Origin of the sequence: Haloplanus sp. GCM10025708 (assembly GCF_042663985.1) — an archaeon.
Taxonomy (GTDB): domain Archaea; phylum Halobacteriota; class Halobacteria; order Halobacteriales; family Haloferacaceae; genus Salinirarus; species Salinirarus marinus.
In genome coordinates, this window is record NZ_JBHSZA010000011.1 from 658,893 (window position 1) to 679,634 (window position 20,742).

Consider the following 20,742-nt stretch of genomic DNA (forward strand, 5'->3'; position numbering starts at 1 on the left):
CGACTACCGGGCGGTGACGAGACTTTCGAGGGCCGCCCGGGGGTCGTCGGCCTTGGCGACGCCGCTCGCCAGGAGGACGCCCGACGCGCCCAGCGATTCGGCGGCCGCGACGTCGTCGCTCGTCGAGATGCCGGCCCCGCAGTAGACGTCGACGGCGGGATCGACGGCGTCGGCGGCGGCGACCGCGGCCTCGACGATTCCCGGGTCGGCGGTGCTGACCGAGACGTCGCCGCCGATGAGTTCCGGCGGTTCGACGGCGACGGCGTCGGGCGAGAGGGCAGCGACCGCCCCCACCTGTTCGGGGTTGTTCGCGCAGACGACGGTGTCGAGACCCGCGTCCGCGGCGGCGTCGAGGCCGGCGTCGATGGCCGCGAGTTTCAGGCGGCGCTCGGAGTGGTTGAGGAGCGTCCCCGTCGCGCCCGCGTCGGCGACGGCGTCGGCGAGGGTGCTCCCGGTGTGACTGCCGTGTTCGACCGGGGAGACGTGTTGGGCCCACGTCTCGACGCCGGTGTCGGCGACGGCGTGGAGGTGGACCGCTTGCGGGGCGACGGCGATCGGGACGCCGCTCTCGTCGCTCACGTCGCGGGCGGCGGTCGCCACTTCGACGGGATCACACGGGTACGCCTTCAGATTCACGAGGACGAACATGCCCGGTACGAGAGGCGAGTGGGAGAAATAGGTTTATACTGCCGCCCGCCGGGCGTCGATCAGAGCGCGTCGAGGACGTCCTCGAAGAAGGCCTCCTCCCGGTCGACGACATCGCCGAGGACGCTCGCGGCCTCCGCCAGTTCGTCCGACGGGTCGCCCGGGTCGCGGTGGGCCTCCTCGAACAGTTCGCGGACGGTCCGCCACTCGTCGGCGACGCTCCGCATCGTCCCGGCCCGCCCCCGCCGATCCTGGCCCACGAGGAGAGTTCGTCGATCGCGTCGGCGTAGAGTCCGCGGAGCGCCGCTCCCTCGCCGTGCCAGCCGACGCTCCGGACGGCCGCGCCGACGGGGCCGACGGCCGCGAGAGGGCGTCCCAGGCCGCCACGTCGGCCGCGAACGACTGCATCGCCGGAATCCCCTCCTCGCCCGGACCGCCGGTGGAGAACCCGGCGTCGAGGGGGACACCATCCCCGTCGCCGTCGCTCGGACGCCCCGCGTCGCCGCCGTCTGCATGTCTTCGAGCGTCTCCGGGCGCGTCACGGCGAGGAAGCCGTACGCGTCGTCGTCGCGTTCGGCGACCCACGCCTCGCGGAACGTCGCATGTGACACTTCCTGTGGGTCCTCGCGGGTGGCGTCCGAGAGCAGGACGGTGTGGTCGTCGTAGCCGACGGCGAGAGCGACGTGTGGCGGGAGGTGGTCGTCGTCGAGATACGGCAGCCGACCGGGATCGAGATACACCACGACGGGGTCGTGGTCGTCGAGGCGGTCCGTTACGTCGCTCCAGGCCTGGTCGGCGTCCTCGTCCTCGCGGGCGAGGTGCGGGACGTCGAGGTTCTCGAAGAAGGCGCGTTCGAGCCACGCGGGACAGGGGCGGAACCGACGCCACGCCCCCTCGTCGGCGGTGACGAATCCGACGCCGCCGCCGACGCCGAAGCAGACGGGTTCCGAGTAGCCCCAGTCGTAGTACTCCGCGAGGTTTCGAAGCGCCGCCGCTCCGCAGTGACGGCCGCTCTGGTGGTCGAAGTCGGGTACGCGGTGCATACGCGGGTAGAGGACCGACCGAAAGTTAAGAATCCAGCCTCAGAACCGCATCGACGCGCCGCGACGGGAGGCTCAGTCCTTGCGCTTGACGACGTCGCCGAGCGTCGTCGTCGTCGAGGAGCCACCGGACCAGTCGTCGTCGTCGACGTCGGTGCCCTCGGTGAGCGAGATGTCGAGTTCGCGTTCGAGTTTCTCCTGGACGCCGTCGCTCGGGAGGACGTCCCCGCGTTCGAGTTTGCGGATGAGACTCGTCTTCTCGTTGAGTTCGTTCGCCAGGTCTTCCTGGCTCAGCCCGCGGCCTTCGCGGGCCTGGCGGATGCGTTCGTCGTAGTCGGAGGCGACCTCCTCCATGTCGTCGAACATGTCGCGCCGACGGCGGGAGCCGGAGCCGGACGAACCGCCGGAGTCGGAGTTCGAGGCCCCGCCGGACGAACTCGACGACGTCGAGTATTTCGTCGAGGTGGAACCGCCGCTCGACTCCGAACGGACCTCGGTGCCGAAGTCCGTACAGTCGTCACAGAGTTCCAGCTCGGCCCCCTCGACTTTCGTGGTCGTCAGCGACGCCCCCGTGGCGCCGCACATTTCGCATTGCGGCATACCTCCCCGTAGCGGGTCCCCCGGTATAAAACGTGCGCCCGCCGTCTCACTCCCCGGAGACGAGGACGACGGCGAGAACGGCGAACCCGATGCCGGCGAGCTTGCGCGCGGTCAGCGACTCGTTCATGAAGGCGATGCTGATGAGCGAACTCGTCACGAGGAACATCGCGAAGACGGGGACGACGACGCTGACGGGGCCGAGCGAGAGGGCGTGGTAGTACGCGAGGATGCCGACGGCCAGACAGATGCCGGCGGCGTAGAGATACGGCGACTTCGGGTGGGTAGCGTACGTGAGGACGTTCTGGTTCTCGTAGACGACGACGGCGACGGTAGCGACGACGAGGATGCTGTTGGTGTAGAACGCGGCGACGAAACTCGGCACTCTCGCGTCGCCCGTCGTGGCGTAGCCGACGAGGGGGCGACGAGAGAGTACGCCACGAGGGCGAGAACGGTCCACGGGAGGTAGCTCATGCCGGTGGGGCGTCGGCCACGGAGTATAGCGTTTCGGTTCGTCAGATCGGATCGTGGACGGCGACGTGAGTCAGCAGGTCCTCCCGGTCGGCCGTCTGGCCCGTGGCGACGTAGTACGACGTGCAGGCGTTGCCGAGGGCGAGCGAGGTCTCCCACCCCCACCCCGCGGCGAGACCGCGAGCGAGGGCGGCGGAGAACCGGTCGCCAGCGCCCGTCTCGGTCACGTTCCGGATGATCTCCAGGTTCGGCACCTCCATGCCGCCTTCGGGCGTCGCCGCGACGGCGACGCGTTCCTGGTGGGCCACCACGGCGTCGATCCCGGCGTGCCGACGGATGCGGTCGAGGAGTCCGTGGTCACGCCCGCGCCGTCGACCTCGGCCCCGTCCGTCACTTCGACGAGCCGACGCCACTCGTCCGCGTTGATGCTCAACACGACGTCGAACGGGGACGCGAGGCGTTCGAGCGCGGTCAGCAGGGCGTCGAGCCGGGACTCGCGGACGGCCGAGATGGGACCGGGGTCGAGGACGAACGTGTTGCCGTCGTCGGTCGCTGCGGCCATCGCGTGGAGGGCGTCCGGGAGGCCGAACGCGGAGGCGAAGTTGGCACAGCAGATGGCGTCGCGTTCGAGAAAGTCCGACACGCCGTGGACGCAGGCGTCCCGGAGGTCCGCGAACGTCCAGTTTCTGACGTCGGCCGACTCCTCGACGAGCATCAGGTCGTCGGCGTCGAACAGGAGGACGGAGACGACGGCGGGCGCACCCATCGAAACGGTCTCGAAGTCCAGGTCGAAAATCGGGTGGTCGAGGTGGCCGTACAGCGTCACCTGATCGCCGAGGGCGGCCGCCTGCCGAGCCATGTTCACCGACTGCCCGCCGGGGTCTGTCATGACGTGTTCGAGGCGGAAGGAGTCGCGTCCGGAGAGGATCGCCTCCGCGATGGCGTCCCGGGAGGCGACGTACGATTCCGCGTCGCGGACCCGGTAGTACTCGTCGACGCTCCCGTCGGGGAGCGCGCCGACGGTGACCGATCGCTCGTCCTCGCGGAGGAGACGAGCGAGTTCGTCGTACGGCATGTCGTCGCGGTACGACTGCCAGCGGGAAAACCCGCCCGGTTCAGTCCATCCAGAGGGAGGCGAAGGCGTCGAAGAACTCCTCGTCGGTGCGGACGGTGACGTGTGTCGCCCGGAGGTCACGGCACCGCTCGGCGACGGCTTCGACGTGTTCTTCGAGCCGCTGGCGGTAGCGCTTCTCGAGCGTCGTCCCGAAGTAGGTCCGTCGCGTCAGGTCCGACTCCAGGTCCTCGAAGATGGTGTCGCCGCCCGCGTCCGGATCGAGTTCCTCCGGCGCGAGGACGTGGACGAGGAGGACGTCGTTGCGCGAGAGGGCGGCGACCCCCGTCTCCAGGGCGTCGAGGTCGCCGAGGAAGTCGCTGACGACGACGACCAGCGATCGGGAGCGGATGGATTCGGCGTACGCCTCGAAGGCGGTCCCGAAGTCGGCGTCGCCCGAGGGTTCGACGTCGTTCAGTCGGTCGACGAGGCGGAGCACCTCACCGCGGTTCGACTTCCCGGTGTCGAGGCGTTCGGGCTCGTCCCGGAACAGCGAGAAGCGAAACTCGTTGTGTTCCTCGGCGGTGAGGTAGGCGAACCCGAGGCCGAGTTTCGCTCCGTATTCGAACTTGTGGTGGTCGCCGTCGCCGAAATCCATCGACCCGCTGGCGTCGACGAGGACGTGGACGGTGAGGTTGCGCTCCTCCTCGAACTGCTTGACGAACAGTTCCTCGGTGCGGGCGTACAGACGCCAGCCGACGAGCCGGGTGTCGTCGCCGGGGGCGTACCGCCGGTAGTCGCTGAACGTGAGTCCCTCGCCGACGTTCGGCGACTCGTGTTCGCCCTTCTTCAGCGAGGAGGTCTGCTGTTTCAGCGACGCGTCGAGGCGGTCGAGTTCGTCGAGGAAGTCGGGGTCGATGGTCATACGGCGTCGAGGAGTTCGCCGACCACGTCGTCGGTGGTGCGGCCCTCGCGCTCGGCGCGGAAGTCGAGGATGATGCGGTGGCGCAACACGGCGGGGGCCATCGCCTCGACGTCCTCCCAACTGACGTGGTTGCGTCCCCGGAGGAATGCGCGGGCTTTCGCGGTCAACACGATCCCCATGCTGGCGCGGGGGCTGGCTCCGAACTGGATGTCCGCTACCTCCCGGGTCAGGCGGACGAGTTCGATCGCCCGGTCGCGGATGTCGTCGGCGATGGGGACGTCGCGGGCGAGCGACTGGGCCTCCCGGATCTCCGCCTGCGTCAGTACCTTGTCGACGGGCGGGGCCGGCGTGCCCGCCGTGTAGAGGTTCACGATGTCGCGCTCCTCCTCGAAGGAGGGGTAGTCGACGAGGATCTTCAGCAGGAAGCGGTCTGTCTGTGCCTCCGGCAGGGGTAGGTCCCCTCCTGGTCGATGGGGTTCTGCGTCGCCAGCACGAAGAAGGGACGTGGCAGGTCGTGGGTCTCGCCGGCGGCGGTGACCTGTTTTTCCTGCATCGCTTCCAGCAGGGCGGCCTGGGTCTTCGGCGTCGCGCGGTTGATCTCGTCCGCGAGGACGACGTTGGCGAAGATGGGGCCCTCCTCGAAGACGAACTCCCGAGAGCCGGCGGACTCGCGGATGATCTCCGCGCCCGTGATGTCCGACGGCATCAGGTCGGGCGTGTTCTGGATGCGGGAGAACTCGAGGTCGGTCACCTCGGCGATGGTCCGCACCATCGACGTCTTGCCCAGGCCCGGATTCGACTCCAGGAGGGCGTTGCCGTCCGCGAGGATGCAGACGAACAGCTGTTCGAGCACGTCCTTCTGGCCGACGATGCGCTTGCCGACCTCTTCGCGCGCCGCTGAGAGGCGTTCCTGGATGGTCTCGACGTCGGTCTGTGGGTCACTCATTCTCTCTGATTCTCAGGTTGTACTCACGGATCAGTTCCGCGTCTTCGAGCCGTTCGGTCTCCGAGAAGCCCGCCTGCTGGCTCTCGACGGTTCCACCCGCGGCGAATCCGCTGGTGTCGTACGCGCGCGGGACGTCGCTCGCGTTGCCGGTGCCGTCCCCGCTCGTCTCGATGCCCGCCTCCAGTTCGTCGTCGCCGGCGGAGACGTTCGTCGGATCGCCGAGGATCGAACTGCCGTTCTGCAGGCCGGTGTACGTCGACTCCCGGTCGCCGTTGGGCTGGGGGTGGCCGAGCCGTCGAACCCGCCGATGGAGACGTCGACGACCGCCACCTGGATGTTCACGAAGCTCAACGCGATGACGAGGGCGAGCGTCACGGCGACCCGCCGGACGTCGAGCAGCCCCACGCTCGACGCGTGTCGCAACTCGTCGAGGACGTCCTCGTACAGCGACCGAGCGATACGGTTCTTGAGGCCATCCTCGACGGCGTCCCTGGCCGTCCGAAGCGCCTCCCGAACGTCGGGATTGGCCGCCTCGAACTGCTCGACCAGCGGCCGCCGGGCCCGAATCACCGCCTCGGCGGCGAACACGAGAAGCCCGACGACGACGCCGACCACCGACGCCGCGGCCACCGTCGGATCCGACAGCGCGACGCCGACGCGTTCGAGCGCAGTCACGACGACGTCCGGGAGCGGGAGGCGTTCCGGGACGACGGGCACGTCGAGAATCTGCAACAGCAGATTCGAGAGCAACGTCGCGACGGCGGCGTCGACGACGGCGTAGACGACGGCTATCTTGTACCCCTCGCGGCGGATCTGGCGGATGGCCCGACGCATTCGCGGGGCGGCGGTTTCGTCGTTCATCGTCAGACCAGACTACACCCGCTGGGTTTGCTGCCGTTGATGGCGTTGCAGGCCTGCTGGAGCGCGATCTCCAGGCTCTCGATGCGTCGTTCCCTCTGACTGAGCTCCGTTTCGAGGCTGCTGATCTCGCTGTTCAGGTCGTCGATGTCCGCCTGCAGGTCCTCGACTTCGTTCTGGAGGTCGCGCTTGTCGGCCCGCAGTTCCTCGTTCGTGGTTTCGAGGGAATTCACCTGATCGCGGAGTTGGGCCGTCCGGCTCTCGAGTTCGTCCACGCGCTGTCGCGCCGATTCGAGGTTCTGCCGGGTCTGGGCGAGGTCCGTCTCCGTGGCTTCGAGCTGTTCCTCGGTGCTCTCGAGGTTATCGGACACCTGTTCGACGTCGCTTTTCGTCGTGTTCAGGCTCTGGTTCAGTTCGCGGAGGCGGCCTCTCGCCCGTTCGAGTTCCCGGTTCGTCTGCTCGAGGTCCTCGCGGAGTTGTTCGTTCTCCCGGTGGAGCTGGCTGTTCTCGGCGTCGAGTTCGCCGACAGACTCCTGGTAGAACAGCGTCGCTCCCGCGGTGCCGGCGACGGCGACGCACAGCAGGAGGACGAGCGCGAGGTTACTCGAACGGCCAATCAGGGTCATGGCAAGCCACTCTCGTGCCGTGTACGGCCTTGGTACACTTGAAGTCGCCGAACGACGACTTCGGCGAGGAAGGCGAGCAACGCCGCGAGGTAGAACAGCCAGTCCCACGACTGGCGCACGTCGCGCACCCGGGTCGACTGCTGGCGGGCGAACTCGGCGATGGCCGCCGACTCGGTCGGCGCGAACTGCCTGCCACCGGTCGCTCGAACCGCGGACGCCAGTCCGGGAGCGGGGCCGAACGCGCCGTACTCCGCGGGGTAGTTCGCGGCGTAGTCCGCGCCGAGGACGGTCCGGTAGCCGGGGGTCGTCGGCGTCACCTGCGCCTGGTAGACGTCCTCCCCGACGGCGCTGAACTGGACGCCCGGAGCCGAGGGGCGGGTGGACCCGCGGTAGGTGATCGTCGTCGACTCGCCGACGCGGGTGTCGGAGATGGACGTCACGCCCGTCTCCTTGCGCTCGGGGTCGCCGATGGCGTAGTTGACGGACTTCGTCAACAGCAACGAGTCGGGTTCGCGGAGGAGGCCGTCGAGCGTTCCGTCGGCTCCGTAGGCGGTCAGCGAGACGACGCGCCCGAGGCCGTAGCGCCACGACGTCAGCGCGGGGCCACCGTCGGCCGTCGCCACGAGGTAGTCGGCTCCGCTTCGCACCGACACGTCGTTCGCTCTGCCGGGGTTGGACTCGAGCGTCACCCCCGAGGTGATGAAGGAACTGGTGTCGACGACGGTCAGCCCGTCGCCCGCAAAGCGACGGGAGGCACCGCCGAACAGGAGTCGCAGGCGGTTGGTCTGGTCGGCGCGGAAGTAGTTCCCGCCGGACTGGGAGGCGATGCGGCGGAGGGTCTCCTCTTTCGGATTCGGCCCCGCGCCGACGGCGATGACGCGGGTCCCCTCCCGCCCTAGCTGGTTGGCGACGACGGCCGATTCGGGGCTGTCGTCGCGCCCGTCGCTGATGAGGATGATCGTCCCCTCGCGGCTCCCGAGCATCTCGTCGGCCCCGCGGAGGCCGGTGGCGATGCTCGTCGCGCCGCCCGCCTGGAGGCGACGAATCCGGTCTTCGATCGCCGACCGGTTCCGCGCCAGCGGTCGGGGATCGGCGACGCTGTAGGCCCGGTAGTTGAAGCCGACGACGCCGACGGTGTTCGTGTCGCCGAGTTGCGAGAGGGCGTTCAGGGCGATGGACTTCTGGACCTGCATCCCCTCGCCGGCGCTCCCGGAGACGTCGATGGCGAAGACGATGGTCGTACTCCCGACGCTGGACTCGCCGAACGTCACGGGGAGCATCGAGGCGATGGGGGCGTTCTCGTAGCCGCCGTTCTCGTAGGCGTTGTCGCCGCCGACGACGAACAGCCCGTTGCCGTCGATGACGAACTCCTGTAACGCGTCGACGTTGCCGAGGTCGGGGGCGGCGACGTCCTGGACGACGACGGCGTAGTACGGACTGAGATCCGCCGGCACCGACTCGGCCGTCTCGACGTCGTAGAGCTCGCCGAGGTAGTCGCGGAAGGGGTAGGACCCCCGCGAGACGTAGAGGATCTTCGGGCGTTCGACCACCCGGACGGTCTTGCGGTAGACGTCGTTGGCCCGGTAGAAGTCGCCGCCCTCGACGGAGGCGGTGACGCGGTGGGACCCCGTCTCGTCGAACTCGTGGACGAGTTCGACGCTGCCGGCCCCTCCTGAAGGGTCTGCGAGAGCGCCTCCTCGCCGTCGACGGAGACGGAGACGGTGACCGGCCCCGCCGCGTCGGTCCGGACGCCGTCCACCGAGACGAGGAACCGACTCTCGACGCCGACGCTCGCCTTCGCCGGGCCGGCGATCGACACGTGCCGTTCGGTCCGAGCGGGCGACGCCGGCACCGAACTGATGGTGGCGTTCAGGCCGACCGCCATCTCCGCCGCCTCGCCGAGGCTTCGACCGGCGGTCACCTGGCCGTCGGAGACGACGACGACGCTCCCGTTCTCCTGGAGATTCGCGGCGACGCCGTCGCCAATTCGGGACTCGTTCCCCTGAGCGACGGTCGCCGTCGTCACCGGCACGCCCGCCTGCTGGATGCCTTCCTCCAGACGCGACACGACGTTCTGCGAGACGTTCATGCTGGCGGACCGGTCGACGAGGAGCGTCACGTTCGGATCGCCCCGGGTCTCCGCCGTCACGACGGTGTAGGGGCCAGCGGCGGCGACGACGACGAGCGTCACGACGAGGAGTCGCGAGAGAAAGAAGAGCCGGCGGCTCCGGGTGGTGGCCGCGCCGTCGGTCCGGCGGAAGACGAGGAAGTACAGCGCGACCGCGACGACGGGGACGAGTATCAGGAGGAGCGGCGTCTCCAGCCCCGCGACCATTCCGTTGGGGAGCGTCACCGACGACATCAGAGATCACCTCGCGCTCGGAGGTAGGCGACTTCGCCAAGGGCCACCGCGAGCGCCGCGAGGGCGACGAGACCGGAGAGCGGCCGGGGGACCTGTCGTTCCTCCTCGCGGGCGGGGATGCCGCCGGCGTCGCGGCGGGTCGAGAGCGGTCGGGCGTTCACGCTCGACTCACGGTCGCTGTAGAGCGACACGCCGAGTCGGCGGTTCCCCACCTCGTAAAACCCCGTCCGGTCGAGCGCGAGCGTCGTCGTGGTGACCGACCCGTCCGGCCTCTCCACCGTCGTTTCGTCGTCGAACTGGAGGCGCGATCCCGTCTCTCGGTTCAACTCCGAGAGCGGGTCGCGGCCGGCGAGGTAGTACACTGCCCGCTTCCAGAAGACGGGGTACTGGTAGTTGTGTTTGAACGTCGAGAACTCCTCGATGAACCCGTAGTAGAGGACGCGACCGCCGCCCCGCTGGGAGGTGGCGAGAAGCGGCGTGCCGTCCTGGGTCTGCACGAGGGAGCGACCCTCGCGAAACGATCCGGTGAGATACTGCTCCGGCGGCGGGAAGTTGATTCCGCGCGTCAGGTCGTCCGACGCCGCCGGGGAGAGCGTCGGTGACGTCGCCGTCCCCGACGGCGAGAGCAGTGACAGGTCGCCGTACTTGTCGGGCATATCGGTCTGGGCCTGGATGGCGACGCCGCCGCCGTTCTCGATGGTGTCGCGCCCCGTTTCGACGTTCCCGCGGAGCAGGCGCTCGTTCCGGAGGTTGCTGTAGACGATCACGTCGTAGTCGCCCTCGATGGCCGTCGGCGGTGATTCGACGGTGAGCGAGACGGCGTCGATGACCGAGAGCGCGGCGGTCAGATACCGGTTCCGGTCGTTCGTGAGGAGGAGGACGTCCACCGTCGCGTCTGGCGGCGCGGAGATGTAGGCCGCGTCGTCGGTGGGGAAGGAGTCGCCGGGAGTCATGCGGAGCGTCCCGCCGCCGGCCGGGACGGAGAACGCCGCCGACGTCACGTCGTCGGGGGCGAGCGACACGGACCGGCGCTGGTTGCCGAGGGCGAGCGTCCGATCGGCGGGGTTCTCGCCGAAGTTCTTGACCGTCACGGTGACGTTCCCGCCCGAGAACGACCGGTCGACGATGCCGACGTTGTCCGCGCCGCCGCCCGCGAACTGCTGGAGTTCGACCCGGAGGCCGCGCGCTCGCGTCGACCGGACGGCCTCCTCCCACGAGGTGTCGTCGGCGAAGTCGCTGTAGACGAGCACCTGAGCGTTCTCGCCGGCGATCGCCGCCGCCTCGGAGATGGCCGTCCGGAGGTTCCCCTCGGTGTCGGTGACCGAGAGGCCGTCGAGCGCCGCCTGGGCGTCGGCGGCGGTGCCCTGACGGAGGACGATCCGACTCTCGCTCGCGGCGAAGACGACGGAGGTGGTGCCTGTCGTCGCGTCGCGTGCCGCGGCGACGGCCCGGTCGAACCGGGTCGCGCCGTCCGCCTGCGTCGCCATGCTCGCGCTGCCGTCGACGACGACGACCGTCTCTTCGACGGTCGTCTGCTCGGAGACGGACACGTAGGGCGTCGCCAGCGACGTCGCGAGCAAGACCAGCACGGCGAGCTGGAGGAGCAACAGGAGGCTCCGTCGGAGTCGCTCGAGGAGGGGTTCGACGCGTCCCGCTCCCCTCTTCGAGGAGGAACCGGAGGGTCGGCAGTCGGATCTTCCGGGGGTCGGGCTGGACGAGATAGAGGACGACGACGGGGACGAGAGCCGCGAGGGCGACGAACCCGAGCGGTGTCAGAAAGCCGAATCCGTCCGAGAGAGCCATAGAGACCGTATCGAGTCGGTGACGTATCCGTCTTTTCCCCCGACGCCGCGACGACCGGTGGCGCGGCGGCGGTGAGCAAACCCTTTTACGCCGTGTCACGACAGTTCCCGCATGGACGAGAAGCGGGAACTACTCGACCTGCTGCTGGAGAACGCCCGCGAGAGCACCGCGGACCTGGCGCGACAGACGGAACTCTCCGAGGCGGCGGTCGAGGACCGCATCGACGAACTCGAATCGGACGGCGTCGTGCGCGGCTATCAGGCCGTCGTCGACTGGGATCGGACCGACCGGGACCACGTCGAGGCGGAGGTGGAACTCAACGTCGAACTCGATCGGGAGACGAAGTACGACGACATCGCGGGACGCATCAGCAAGTTCTCCGAGGTGTCGTCGCTCAAACTCATCTCGGGCGACTACGACTTCGCCATCACCGTCGAGGGGGCATCGATGCACGAGGTGTCGATGTTCGTCTCGGAGCAGATCGCGCCGATCCCCGAGGTGACCCAGACGGTGACGCATTTCGTCATGGACACCTACAAGCACCGCGGCATTGAGTTCGCCGGCGGCGACGACGACGACCGACTCTCCATCTCGCCATGAGGACGGCAGACCGCGTCCAGCAGGTCCCGCCCTCCGGTATCCGTCGATTCTTCGAACTCGCCGAGGAGATGGACGACGTCATCTCGCTCGGCGTCGGCGAACCGGATTTCAGCGCACCGTGGGCCGCGCGCTCGGCGGCCGTTCACTCGCTGGAGCGGGGTCACACCTCCTACACGGCCAACCGCGGGCGGCGTGACCTCCGGGAAGCCATCGCCGACCACGTCACGAGATACGACCAGGAGTACGATCCGGACGAGGAGGTGCTGGTGACGACGGGCGCGAGCGAAGCCGTCGACCTCGCGATGCGCGCGCTGGTGAATCCCGGCGACGCCGTCGCGATTCAACAGCCGAGTTACATCTCGTACGCCCCGGGCGTCATGTTCGCCGGCGGCGAACCGCTCGCGGTGCCGGCGCGCCAGGAGAACGACTTCGTCCTCACGTACGAGGACCTCGACCGCGCGGGGGCGGCCGACGCGGAGGCGCTGGTCCTCTGTTACCCCAACAACCCGACGGGCGCGACGGCCTCGCGAACGGAGCTGGCGGAAATCGCCGAGTTCGTCCGCGAACACGACCTACAGGTTCTCGCCGACGAGATCTACGCGGCGCTCACTTACGACGGCGACCACGCCTCCATCGCCACGCTGCCGGGGATGCGCGAGCGAACGGTCGTGTTCAACGGCTTCTCGAAGGCCTACGCCATGACGGGGATGCGCCTGGGCTACGCGCTCGGCCCCGCCGACGCCGTCGACGCGATGAACCGCATCCACCAGTATACGATGCTCTCGGCTCCGACGACGTCGCAGTACGCCGCCGTCGAGGCGCTCCGGACCTGCGATGACGCGGTCGCGGAGATGCGGACGCAGTACAACCGCCGCCGCCGGTTCGTCCTCTCGCGGTTCCGCGAGATGGGGCTCTCGTGTTTCGAGGCGACGGGAGCGTTCTACGCCTTCCCGGAAGCGCCGTACGACGACGAACGGTTCGCGGAGGACCTGCTCGAAGACCAGCGGGTGGCGCTCGTGCCCGGAGGCGTGTTCGGCGAGGGTGGCGACGGGCACCTCAGAGTGTCCTACGCGACGGGGATGAACGATCTGAAAGAGGCGATGAACCGCATCGAGACGTTCCTCGACGGTCAGTAGGCCGCTCGTCGGGAACTCCGCGCTGACGCCCCTGACGGAGGCGATCGACCGCGGTACGAAAAGTATTATTTACTGTCGTTTCATCTACCCGACTGATGTCTTCGGGTGGTGGGATGGGAACGGACGACGATCGGGCCGTGAGTTTCGCCCACGCACTGGCGACGCTGAAAGAGCAAGGGAGCGCACTCCTCGTCGTCGGGACGGTCCCGGAGGAGATGTACGACTCCGCGTCGACGCAGATGCTCGGTGACCCGGACGCCGACGACCCGCGACGCCGACTCGTCGTTACCACCCGGTCGGAGCGGCAGTCGGCCCACGACAAACTCAGATCGACCGGGCCGCTGACGCCCGATTTCGCACGACTCGTCACTCGAAACAGCCCGGCGCGGAGCGCGGCGGCGACGACGGCGTCGGGGACGAAGACGCTCCCGAAGACCGACGTCGTCGAGGGTAGCGTCGCCGACCTCGGCACGACTATCTCGAACGTTCTCGAGGAGTTCGACCTGTTCGCTGACGGACTCGACCCCGCCGAACTCCGGGTGGCGTTCGACTGCCTCTCGACGCTGCTCACCGAATACGACAGGGAGACGGTGTTTCGGTTCGTTCACGTCCTGACGACACAGATTCGGCGGATCGGCGGGCTGGCGCATTTCCGTCTCCCGCGGGATCCGTCGAGCGAACTCGTCCGCCTGTTTTCTCCCCTGTTCGACGCGACGATCCACCTCCGGCTCGACGGCACCCAACTGAAACAGCAGTGGCACTTCCGGGACCGCGACCTCGTCTCGGACTGGCTCCCGCTCGAACGGCGCGAGGAGAGTACTGGAACGTGACAATACGTTTTTGTGTGACACCGTCAATTACTAGAGACGATGAGTAGGACAGAGGGACGGGGCGACGTCGCACCGAGCGGCACCGACGGCCGACTGGAGGTGTCGTTCTCGGCGCTCGACGAGGAACCGGGCGTTCGCATCAGCGACCCCATCGAGCGACACCAGTTCCGTCTCCTGACTGACACGCCGGTCCGTCCGTCGCCGTCGGACGCGCCGCCGTTCCGGTTTCCGGTCGACGCCGCGACGCGGATCTCCGCCCGAAAGATCACCCTCCCGACGGTCGTCGCGGTCTACGTACGCGACGCCGAGGGGTCGATGCTCGCGGAGGCCGAGCATTTCGCCTACGAGGAGTTCCCCGCGGGCACGTACAGCATCGAACTCTGTGCGCCCATCAAGCTCTACCTCCGGGTCGACGCACCGGTCACCGTCGCCTCCGACATGGCCCAGACCCGCATCGAGTTCGGCGAGGAGACGACGGTGTCCGTGGGGGCGCGGTCCCACCACGAACGCCCGGCGGCGACGATAACGACGACGTCGGATCCACACGACGTGATGACCGCCGTCTCGGCGTTCTCGTCCGCGCTGAAGACGACTTCGTCGGAGCGGTCGTATCCGACGCTCCGTGGTCACCCGCCGCTGGTCGAACTGGGGGACCACCTCGACGTCCCGTCGGGGGTAACGCCGCCGGACACCGGCGTCGACATCGAGATCCCTCCCGACTACCGCTCGATCTACGTGGCCGCACCGCTGTCGTACTATCTCGGGGCCGACCTCGTTCCGGGCGACTCCCCGCGCATCGTCGCCCCCGGCGGCTTCGAGCACGGCCTCGACACCGTTCGCGGATTCGAGGGCGAGGTCGAACGCGTCCTCAAACAGACCTTCTTCTTCGACTGTCTCACCCGGACGGAGGGCTACTACGAGGTCGATCTCTACGAACGAAACGAGATCGAAGACGCCGTCGACGTCGACTTCGACGCCCTCTACGGATGGCCGCTCGCCGAGCAACTGCGGACGTATCTCGACGTTCCGTTCAGTGCCATCGAACCGTACCTCCCGGAGTGGAAACTGACGACGCACGTCTCGCCGACGCAGGAGAACGTCGAACTGCTGCCGTTCGTGACCGACGACCTCGCCATCGTTCGCACGCCGAAAGGCGACGCCATCTCCCGGTCGGAGGTGCAGACGGCGGCCGCGGGGAGTTTTTCCGCGGCGACGCCCTGACGCGAAGCGCCGCGCCCGACGACGGGGGCGACCGGTCGTACGTCCAGCCGGAGGCGGCCGACTCGCTCGAACAGGCGTGGATCGGCGAGGGCGCACCCATCGGCGCGAGCAAGGCGACGAGTCGAGCGTTCCACAACCGACTCGACCGCTCGCCCGCCGAGGGGGACATCGGCATCACCGTCGTCTGCAACGACCACCGGATGACGGAGGAACGGGACACCGTCGACGACGTCTACGGATCGCGGGAGGACCTCCCGTTCGACGTGGGGATGTTCCACGACCTGACCTGTGCCGAACTCCGCGAAGTGCTGACCTCCCAGACGGACTTTCTCCACTACATCGGTCACATAGACGGCGAGGGATTCGAATGCGCCGACGGAAAACTCGACGCGACGACGCTGGACCGGGTCGGAACCGACGCGTTTCTGTTGAACGCCTGTCAGTCCTACGAGCAGGGCGCGGCCCTCGTCGAGGCCGGCGCGATCGCGGGCATCGTCACCCTGACGGACGTGTTGAACAGCGGAGCCATCCGGATGGGGCGGATGCTCGCGCGCCTCCTGAACCGGGGGTTTCCGATCGGCAGCGCCCTCGAAATCGCGCGCGACGAGTCGATAATCGGCGACCAGTACACCATCGTCGGCGACAGCGGCCTCTCGCTCGCCCGGACCGACGGCGGCCCGCCGAACCTCTGTGTCATCCGCCCGCAGGAGGACGGCTACGAACTCGACTGGCGAACCTATCCGACGACGCGTCTCGGGATGGGGAGCCTCGTGATGCCGTGGATCCACGACGAGGACCAGTACCACCTCTCGTCGGGGGCGTCGAAGACGTTCGAGATGACTCGCGACGAGCTGAACAGTTTCTCTCGCTCGAGACGGTGCCGGTGAAAATCGACGGTCGGCTGCGGTGGAGCGACGATCTAGACGAACTCTAGGCCGGCGACGCCGCCGCCGTTGCCCGCTGCCACGGTTCCGGCCTGCGAGAGCAGGAGCATCGCCGTGAACAGGACGCCCATCATCCGCGGGTTCTCTTTCAGGTACGTTGCGACCTTGGTGTCGTCATTCTCTGACATCGCAACTGATCGATCGAGCGACAGTAAAATATAATTTTTCGAGAATATCTGATAAAAATTGTAATCAATTTAGTTACGATAGTAATGACAGAAAGTGTCAGTCGAGCGTTAATCGCACGACTGCGTGGAGATGCGTCGAAAACGGGTCGGAACTACCGGACAGGAGACCTTCGAAGCGCCACGAGCGTCGAGCGCGGCCTCAGTTCAGCGACTCGTCGTCGAAGTCGCGGTAGAGCGCGGAGAGATCGTCCTGTTCGCCGAGCTGGAAGAGCGTATCGTCGAGGTTCTCCCGGAGCCGTTCGAGGTCGGTCGCGAGCTCCTGGTACTCGTCGTGCGCTTCGAGTGCCGCGGGGCTTTTCTCCGTTTCGAGGAGCGCCTTCTTCGAGGCGAGCGCGAACAGTTCCTGGACGCCGTCGTCGTACTCCTCGCGCAACAGGAGATTCGAGACGGTCTGGACGAGCGTCTCCCGCGAGACGGGTTTGACGACGTAGTCGTCGAAGCCCATGGCGAGGACGTCGAAGTCGGGGTCCGCGGCCGTTACCATCGCCACGCTACAGTCGAAACCCCGTACGCGGACGGCTTCGAGCACCTCGTCGCCGGAGAGGTCCGGCATCCGCCGGTCCAGCAGGACGACGTCGACCTCGTCGTCGAGCGCGTCGAGGGCGGCCTCGCCACCGTCGGCCACCCGAACCCGGTAGGTGTCCGAGAGCCAGGTCGCATACAGATCGGCGAGATCGGGTTCGTCTTCGACGACGAGGACGAGTGGAGTGTCGGTGCGCATGAATTCGAGCGAGGCGGTGATCTACGGCTCCCACTGGTTTCTGGATCTATATCAAAATACCCCTTGTGGCGAACCCGTCGCCGAAGTGACACTCCGGGGCGAGCGCCGGCGTCCGGCCTACTCGCCGGGGCTGTAGTTCGGCGCTTCGTCGGTGATCATCACGTCGTGCGGGTGGCCCTCGGTCTGACCGGCCGCCGAGACGCGGACGAACCGTGCGCGCTCTTTGAACGCCGGGATCGTCTCGGCACCGACGTATCCCATGCCGCTTTTCATCCCGCCGACGAGCTGGTGGAGTTCGGATTCGAGCGTTCCCTTGTACGGCGTCGCCGCCTCGACGCCCTCGGGGACGAACTCCTCGCCCTCGTCGGTGTCTTTGAGGTAGCGCTCGCCGCCGCCCGAGCGCATCGCCCCGACGCTGCCCATGCCGCGGTACTGCTTGTACTTCTTGCCGTTCATCGTGATGACCCGCCCCGGTGCCTCGTCGGTGCCGGCGAAGTAGGAGCCGAGCATGACGGCGTCGGCACCAGCGGCGATGGCCTTGATGGCGTCGCCCGAATACCGGATGCCGCCGTCCGCGATGACGGGGACGTCGTGTTCGCTCGCGACGTCGGCCACGCCGGCCACGGCGGTGATCTGGGGCATCCCCGCGCCGGTGACGACGCGCGTCGTACAGATGCTCCCGGGGCCGATGCCGACCTTGATGCCGTCGGCGAAGTCCACGACCGCCGCGGCCGCTTCGGGGGTGCCGACGTTGCCGACGACGACGTCCGCGTCGACGAGCTCGCAGATCTCGCGCGCACTGTCGATGACGTTCCGGTTGTGCGCGTGCGCACAGTCGATGAAGAGGACGTCGGCCCCGGCCTCGTCGGCGGCGACGGCGCGGTCGTCCTCGAAGGGGCCGACGGCGACGCCACACCGCAGGCGACCCGCCGCGTCGCGGGCGGCGTTCTCGTGCTCGCGTCGCTGGAGGATGCCTTGCATCGTCACCAGGCCGACCAGTCGGTCCGCGTCGTCGACGATCGGGACGCGTTCGATCTTGTGGTCGTACATCAGTTCGAGGGCGTCGCGAGCGGTCACGTCCTCCGGCGCGGTGATGACCTCGTCGGTCATCGCTTTGCGCACCTCGTCGGACTCGCCGACTTCGAGGTACGGCCGGATGTCCGTCCCCGAGATGATGCCGAGCACGGTGTCGTTGTCGTCGACGACGGGCGCGCCGCTGACGCCCTCACGTTCCATCATCGCGTCGACTTCGCGGACCGTCTGGTCCGGGGACGCGGTCACCACGTTCTCGCGGCGGATGATGAGTTCGTCCGCGCGCTTGACGCGCTCGATTTCGACGACCATCTCGTCGATAGTCATGTTGCGGTGGAGCACGCCGAGCCCCCTGTCGGGCCATCCCGATGGCCATGCCGCCCTCGGTGACGGTGTCCATCGCCGCCGAGAGAACGGGGGTGTTGAGTGCGACGTTCGTCGAGACGCGCGTGGAGACGTCGGCGTCGTCCGGTTCGACGTGGCTCTCCATCGGGCGGAGCAGTACGTCGTCGAACGTCAGCGCTTCCGGGACCCGGAGTTTCTCCGAGAAAGGTTCGGCGTCGGGAACGTCGTTCGCCATATAAATCGTCTTCTAGCCGGAGCAAAAAGCGTTGCGAGACTTTTCGCGGATGCACGGGAGTGGCAAACACGCGTCGAAACGGCGTCCGTTCGTCGCCTCGAATTCACCGACGGACGTGTCGACCGACTCGATAGAATTCGGTCATCGTTTGTAAACTCCCGACGATTAGTGTAGATATTCAACATCGCTTAAGTATCGGGTGTGGATTTCGGTAGACGTGTGGCGATGGCTCCCACGCAACGTTTAATAGTCTCACCGGCTACAGTTCGAGTATGGACTCCCAGAGTTCCATCGCACAGCGCATTGCCGGTCGGACGAGCGACCTCGCGGTTGCCGGCAGTATTTTTACAGCGATGGATACATTCAAACGGGAATTCAAATCGGAGTCCACCGCCAACGGCCGCCCCGGTGGGTCAGTTGGCTTGCGCTCACATCTCCGCTTGGCCGATGGTGACGGCCTCAGTACGAGATGAGCGTCTCTCGGCATCCGATAGCACTTCGACTCGAGCAGCAGGTGGGCGGCGCGACGAGGCTGCTCGCGACCGTCATGGTCCTGCCGCTGGTGGACGGGATCTTCCCGGCGCTCGTCATCGCCGGCGCACTGACCTATCCGTTCGGCATCATCGAGACGGGACTGCTCATCTTCGGCGGTTCCGCCACCGTGGCGGTCATCCTCGCCGAGATGGACGGCTCCCCACGCGAGCAAGCGAAGGCCATTCTCGTGTTGGGTGCGGTCCTGCTCCCCGCAGCGGCGGTGGAGGCTGCGCTCGCGCCGACCATCCAGAGCGCCCTCGACATGGCCATCTTCCCCCGGTTCGCCGGCCTGGTCATTCTGACCGTCGCCGCGAAGACCGCGAGTTCGCGCGTCGGTGAGTACCTCCCTCGCCCGGCGGTCATCATCGGCCTCGGGCTGATCGCCAGCGTCCAGCCCGGCAGCGCGGAACTCGCGTTGACGACCGACGCCGCACTCGTTGCCCGGGCGACTGCTGCCGCCGGCGTCGGCGTCGGCTTCGCGCTTCTGGTGGCCCTGCTCGGCCCCCGTCTCCGCGGCGCGGTCGACCTGGATCGGTTCCGATTCGGGAGTTCCGTCGCCCTCGGGATGCTCGCCCTCTCGGTGCTCGGAGTGATGCCGACCGACGCGCCCGTCGCGCTCGGCGTCCTCTGTGTGACCGCCGTGTTCTCGTTCGACCCCGACGCCGCTGGCGACGCGGTGGCCGACCGATCGGCCGCCGAGTCAGAGGCGGCGGTCGCGGACGGCGGCGACGCGGACGACGACGCGGGATCGAGTCACGCCTACCTCGGTGAGGAGGAGTCGCGCGCACCGTGGCTGTGATCCGGTGACGGAGGGCTTACCCGTCTCCGCCGTGCACACCTCCCCATGAGCAACCGCGTCGTCCAAGGCAGGATGGTGACTCCCGAGAAACTCGCCGAACTGATCGAAGGCGAACGGCCGATGGAGGCGGAGTCCATCGAAGACGCCGATCGACAGTGCCCCGAGTGTGGCGGTGACGTCCTCTCCGTCGGATACATGCCGTCAGTGACGGAGTTCGTCACCGGCTACAAATGCCAGGACTGCGACTGGGCCGACGACGATCGATAACCGAAATCCCTTTAGTACGACCCCGGTTACGAACTGGTGCGCACGGCGGGGTTGTGGCCAAGCCCGGGATGGCGACTGACTCCAGAGGCTGCGCCCGGTGACGAACTCCAGACTGATATACCGAGCGACCGACTGATCATCGGTCGTGTTGACGACCCTCTGGAGTACCGAGGCGAACCGGAGATATCAGTCGACCGGGGGTTCAAATCCCTCCAACCCCATACTGTATAAAAGTATTGCGGGGAATATTGCCGCTGTTCTCCCGCAATACGCTTACAAAACGTAAACGCGAGCGACGGCTACTCACCGACGGTGGATCACCCGTCGACATCTCCACCGAGGAGCTTCGAAGCCGACAGTTCGGTATCGGTGAGACCGAGAAGGAGTGTGAATTCCGCTGTCCGATCTGCGACGCTCGGTGTACCGAGTATCAGCCCGACGCCACGGAATTAGGCCATCTGACCGACTGTCCGCGCCGCCCTGACGAGTTCCCACGTAGAGGAAAGCAGTACAACCCGAATAACGATGCTCTCGCCACCGACGGAGGTGAGAAACGGTGAGCGTCT

Annotated in this window: 17 protein-coding genes, 1 tRNA gene and 5 pseudogenes; 8 read left to right on the forward strand and 15 right to left on the reverse strand. The window is 67.5% G+C overall.

Going from position 1 to position 20,742, the window contains the following annotated elements; all coding sequences use genetic code 11:
* Positions 1 to 3 precede the first annotated feature (3 nt).
* From tpiA to ACFQJD_RS06715, 12 genes and pseudogenes are all read right to left on the reverse strand, one after another.
* Positions 4 to 648: a triose-phosphate isomerase gene (tpiA, locus tag ACFQJD_RS06660; RefSeq protein ID WP_379797034.1), complete on the reverse strand. Its 645-nt coding sequence runs from the start codon at positions 646 to 648 to the stop codon at positions 4 to 6.
* A 59-nt stretch (positions 649 to 707) separates the two neighbouring features.
* Positions 708 to 1,688, reverse strand: a complete 981-nt coding sequence (locus ACFQJD_RS06665; protein ID WP_379797036.1) for a BtrH N-terminal domain-containing protein — start codon at positions 1,686 to 1,688, stop codon at positions 708 to 710.
* A gap of 72 nt (positions 1,689 to 1,760) precedes the next feature.
* The gene (locus ACFQJD_RS06670) at positions 1,761 to 2,285 is read right to left on the reverse strand and encodes a multiprotein bridging factor aMBF1 (RefSeq protein WP_379797038.1); all 525 of its coding nucleotides are present in this window, start codon (positions 2,283 to 2,285) and stop codon (positions 1,761 to 1,763) included.
* Between the two features lie 46 nt (positions 2,286 to 2,331).
* Positions 2,332 to 2,756 (reverse strand): annotated as a pseudogene (locus tag ACFQJD_RS06675) (EamA family transporter).
* A 41-nt stretch (positions 2,757 to 2,797) separates the two neighbouring features.
* Positions 2,798 to 3,013, reverse strand: a complete 216-nt coding sequence (locus ACFQJD_RS06680) for a PfkB family carbohydrate kinase (RefSeq protein ID WP_379797040.1) — start codon at positions 3,011 to 3,013, stop codon at positions 2,798 to 2,800.
* A complete protein-coding gene (locus ACFQJD_RS06685) occupies positions 2,977 to 3,828 on the reverse strand; it encodes a hypothetical protein (RefSeq protein WP_379797041.1) in 852 nt (283 codons plus the stop codon). The genes ACFQJD_RS06680 and ACFQJD_RS06685 overlap by 37 nt, the downstream gene beginning before the upstream one ends.
* Before the next feature lie 40 nt (positions 3,829 to 3,868).
* Positions 3,869 to 4,729, reverse strand: coding sequence for a DUF58 domain-containing protein (locus ACFQJD_RS06690; protein WP_379797043.1), 861 nt, complete (start codon positions 4,727 to 4,729; stop codon positions 3,869 to 3,871).
* Positions 4,726 to 5,675: pseudogene (locus ACFQJD_RS06695) on the reverse strand (AAA family ATPase). Before ACFQJD_RS06695 ends, ACFQJD_RS06690 begins: the two are co-directional and overlap by 4 nt.
* A gap of 30 nt (positions 5,676 to 5,705) precedes the next feature.
* The gene (locus ACFQJD_RS06700) at positions 5,706 to 6,536 is read right to left on the reverse strand and encodes a DUF7502 family protein (RefSeq protein WP_379797045.1); all 831 of its coding nucleotides are present in this window, start codon (positions 6,534 to 6,536) and stop codon (positions 5,706 to 5,708) included.
* Between the two features lie 2 nt (positions 6,537 to 6,538).
* Positions 6,539 to 7,159 (reverse strand): chromosome partitioning protein, encoded by a 621-nt coding sequence (locus tag ACFQJD_RS06705; RefSeq protein ID WP_379797047.1) that lies wholly within the window; start codon positions 7,157 to 7,159, stop codon positions 6,539 to 6,541.
* Positions 7,156 to 9,521, reverse strand: a pseudogene (locus tag ACFQJD_RS06710) (VWA domain-containing protein). Before ACFQJD_RS06710 ends, ACFQJD_RS06705 begins: the two are co-directional and overlap by 4 nt.
* Positions 9,521 to 11,324 (reverse strand): annotated as a pseudogene (locus tag ACFQJD_RS06715) (BatA domain-containing protein). The pseudogenes ACFQJD_RS06710 and ACFQJD_RS06715 overlap by 1 nt, the downstream one beginning before the upstream one ends.
* A 111-nt stretch (positions 11,325 to 11,435) precedes the next feature.
* Here ACFQJD_RS06715 and ACFQJD_RS06720 point away from each other — a divergent pair.
* The 4 genes from ACFQJD_RS06720 (at position 11,436) to ACFQJD_RS06735 (ending at position 15,111) form a co-directional block, all read left to right on the forward strand.
* Positions 11,436 to 11,924 (forward strand): Lrp/AsnC family transcriptional regulator, encoded by a 489-nt coding sequence (locus ACFQJD_RS06720; RefSeq protein ID WP_379797049.1) that lies wholly within the window; start codon positions 11,436 to 11,438, stop codon positions 11,922 to 11,924.
* The gene (locus ACFQJD_RS06725; protein WP_379797051.1) at positions 11,921 to 13,060 is read left to right on the forward strand and encodes a pyridoxal phosphate-dependent aminotransferase; all 1,140 of its coding nucleotides are present in this window, start codon (positions 11,921 to 11,923) and stop codon (positions 13,058 to 13,060) included. Before ACFQJD_RS06720 ends, ACFQJD_RS06725 begins: the two co-directional genes overlap by 4 nt.
* 95 nt (positions 13,061 to 13,155) lie before the next feature.
* Positions 13,156 to 13,890, forward strand: a complete 735-nt coding sequence (locus ACFQJD_RS06730) for a DUF7504 family protein (protein ID WP_379797053.1) — start codon at positions 13,156 to 13,158, stop codon at positions 13,888 to 13,890.
* Between the two features lie 39 nt (positions 13,891 to 13,929).
* The gene (locus ACFQJD_RS06735; protein WP_379797055.1) at positions 13,930 to 15,111 is read left to right on the forward strand and encodes a hypothetical protein; all 1,182 of its coding nucleotides are present in this window, start codon (positions 13,930 to 13,932) and stop codon (positions 15,109 to 15,111) included.
* 919 nt (positions 15,112 to 16,030) lie between these two features.
* On the opposite strand, the gene ACFQJD_RS06740 is transcribed toward ACFQJD_RS06735, so the two are convergent.
* The 3 genes and pseudogenes from ACFQJD_RS06740 to guaB form a co-directional block, all read right to left on the reverse strand.
* The gene (locus ACFQJD_RS06740; protein WP_379797058.1) at positions 16,031 to 16,183 is read right to left on the reverse strand and encodes a DUF7503 family protein; all 153 of its coding nucleotides are present in this window, start codon (positions 16,181 to 16,183) and stop codon (positions 16,031 to 16,033) included.
* Positions 16,184 to 16,382: 199 nt separating this feature from the next.
* Positions 16,383 to 16,964 (reverse strand): HalX domain-containing protein, encoded by a 582-nt coding sequence (locus tag ACFQJD_RS06745; RefSeq protein ID WP_379797059.1) that lies wholly within the window; start codon positions 16,962 to 16,964, stop codon positions 16,383 to 16,385.
* 117 nt (positions 16,965 to 17,081) lie between these two features.
* Positions 17,082 to 18,576 (reverse strand): annotated as a pseudogene (gene guaB, locus ACFQJD_RS06750) (IMP dehydrogenase).
* Positions 18,577 to 19,045: 469 nt separating this feature from the next.
* Here guaB and ACFQJD_RS06755 point away from each other — a divergent pair.
* The 4 genes from ACFQJD_RS06755 to ACFQJD_RS06770 all read left to right on the forward strand — a co-directional run bounded on the left by ACFQJD_RS06755 (position 19,046) and on the right by ACFQJD_RS06770 (position 20,736).
* Positions 19,046 to 19,909, forward strand: a complete 864-nt coding sequence (locus tag ACFQJD_RS06755) for a DUF5794 domain-containing protein (RefSeq protein WP_379797061.1) — start codon at positions 19,046 to 19,048, stop codon at positions 19,907 to 19,909.
* Positions 19,910 to 19,954: 45 nt separating this feature from the next.
* Positions 19,955 to 20,176: a DUF5795 family protein gene (locus ACFQJD_RS06760; RefSeq protein WP_379797063.1), complete on the forward strand. Its 222-nt coding sequence runs from the start codon at positions 19,955 to 19,957 to the stop codon at positions 20,174 to 20,176.
* 47 nt (positions 20,177 to 20,223) lie between these two features.
* A tRNA-Trp gene (locus ACFQJD_RS06765) sits at positions 20,224 to 20,397 on the forward strand.
* Between the two features lie 27 nt (positions 20,398 to 20,424).
* Positions 20,425 to 20,736, forward strand: a complete 312-nt coding sequence (locus ACFQJD_RS06770) for a hypothetical protein (protein WP_379797064.1) — start codon at positions 20,425 to 20,427, stop codon at positions 20,734 to 20,736.
* Positions 20,737 to 20,742: the final 6 nt, after the last annotated feature.